Raw genomic sequence first — 1,530 nt, forward strand, 5'->3', positions numbered from 1 at the left:
AGCGGGCAACGACATGACGAGTCCGGTCAGCCTGTTTCCGCCGGCCAACGCCGCGATGCCGGTGCCGCCTGCCTCGCGCGATCCACGCCAACCGCGCAGCACACGTGAGGAGCCGCGCCGATGAAACCGTTTATTCCTGTAGTAGCGGCATTGCTGGTATTTCTGGCGCTGGGCTCGGTCTATCAGGTTGAGGAAAGCCAGGTGGCCGTGCGTTTTCAGGTAGGCCGGGTGGTCGAGAGCAACATCAAGCCGGGGCTGCACTTCAAGATTCCGTTTGTGCAAACCGTGCTCAAGGTTGACCAGCGGATTCTCAATCTCGATTCACAGCCCGAGCGCTACCTGACCTCGGAAAAGAAAGATGTCAATGTCGATTTCTTCGTCAAGTGGCGGGTCAGCGATGTCCTCAAGTTCTATCAGGCCGGTAACGAAGCCCTGGCATTGCAGCGCCTGCGTCCGATCGTGACCGAGGCGATCCGCAACGAAATCAGCCAGCGCACCTTGCAAGAGGTGGTTGGTGGTGAGCGTACCAACCTGGCCGAGCGCTTTGTCGAGGTATCCAATGTCGCTGCTAAAAGCCTGGGCGTGGAAGTGGTGGATGTGCGGATCAAGCGCATCGACCTGCCTGAAGACGGCCTGGTGATCGGTTCGGTGTTCCAGCGCATGCGTGCCGAACGCCTGCGGGTTGCCAATGAGCTGCGCGCACAGGGCTCCGAGATTTCCGAAACGATTCGCTCCAGCGCCGACCGACAACAGGTGATTCTGCGCGCGGAAGCCGAGCGCGATGCCCAGCGTCTACGCGGTGAAGGCGATGCCACGGCAGCGGAAATCTACGCCAAGGCGTTCAGTCGTGATGCCGAGTTCTACGCGTTTTATCGCAGCCTTGAAGCCTATCGCAACGGTTTTGCCAATGGTGACAGCGTGCTGGTGCTGGATCGCGACTCCAGCCTGTTGCGCTATTTCGGGGAACAAGGCCGCAACCGTTAACGCAGCGCGCCGCTTGGTTACCGGGTGAATACCATGGGCACCGATTTACTCGCGGCGTTATGCCTGATGATGGTGCTGGAGGGTGCGATCGTGTTTATCGCGCCGGAAGCATGGAAGCAGGCAGTTGCGCAGTTGTCGATGCTCGCCAATGCGCGCTTGCGGCTGCTCGGGCTGGTGTTCATGCTGATCGGCTGGTTGTCGTTGCAGTGGGTGCGTTGACCCGGGCCGACAGGCCGGTCGCCCACAGGGTGGGCTCCTACAGGTGAGGACAACCGTTTTTTTGTAGGAGCCCACCCTGTGGGCGACCAGCTCCTACAAAATCGCCACAATGCGCCCCCGTAAGGAGCCCACCCTGTGGGCGACACCACGCTTGCGCCGCCGCACCGGAGCGCGCCACCGCATCAGTCGTTGTAGAGCTGGTACAGCAGCAAATAGACCACGACGCCCGATACCGAGACATACATCCACAGCGGCCATGTCCAGCGCGCCCATGCGCGATGGCGCGTGTCGATGCGCCGCAAGCCAAATCCGACCGTGGTCAGGATC

3 protein-coding genes are annotated in these 1,530 nt (G+C 61.0%); 2 read left to right on the top strand and 1 reads right to left on the bottom strand.

Translation table 11 applies throughout. The annotated features are described in order from the left end of the window. The first annotated feature begins 120 nt into the window (after positions 1-120). Entirely contained in the window at positions 121-984 is an 864-nt protein-coding gene (gene hflC, locus CVT63_08380) for a protease modulator HflC (protein PKQ26618.1), read from the top strand. A 33-nt stretch (positions 985-1,017) separates the two neighbouring features. After that, entirely contained in the window at positions 1,018-1,203 is a 186-nt protein-coding gene (locus CVT63_08385) for a DUF2065 domain-containing protein (protein ID PKQ26619.1), read from the top strand. Between the two features lie 182 nt (positions 1,204-1,385). Here the strand turns inward: CVT63_08385 and CVT63_08390 are convergent. After that, positions 1,386-1,530, bottom strand: a 145-nt coding sequence (locus CVT63_08390; protein ID PKQ26620.1) for a DUF420 domain-containing protein, incomplete at its 5' end; no start/stop codon positions are given.

The organism is Candidatus Anoxymicrobium japonicum, assembly GCA_002843005.1.
In the GTDB taxonomy this organism is placed as follows: domain Bacteria; phylum Actinomycetota; class Geothermincolia; order Fen-727; family Anoxymicrobiaceae; genus Anoxymicrobium; species Anoxymicrobium japonicum.

Coding starts and splice junctions, on each gene's coding strand:
- hflC (PKQ26618.1), top strand. CDS start 121: ATGAAACCGTTTATTCCTGTAGTAGCGGCATTGCTGGTATTTCTGGCG.
- CVT63_08385 (PKQ26619.1), top strand. CDS start 1,018: ATGGGCACCGATTTACTCGCGGCGTTATGCCTGATGATGGTGCTGGAG.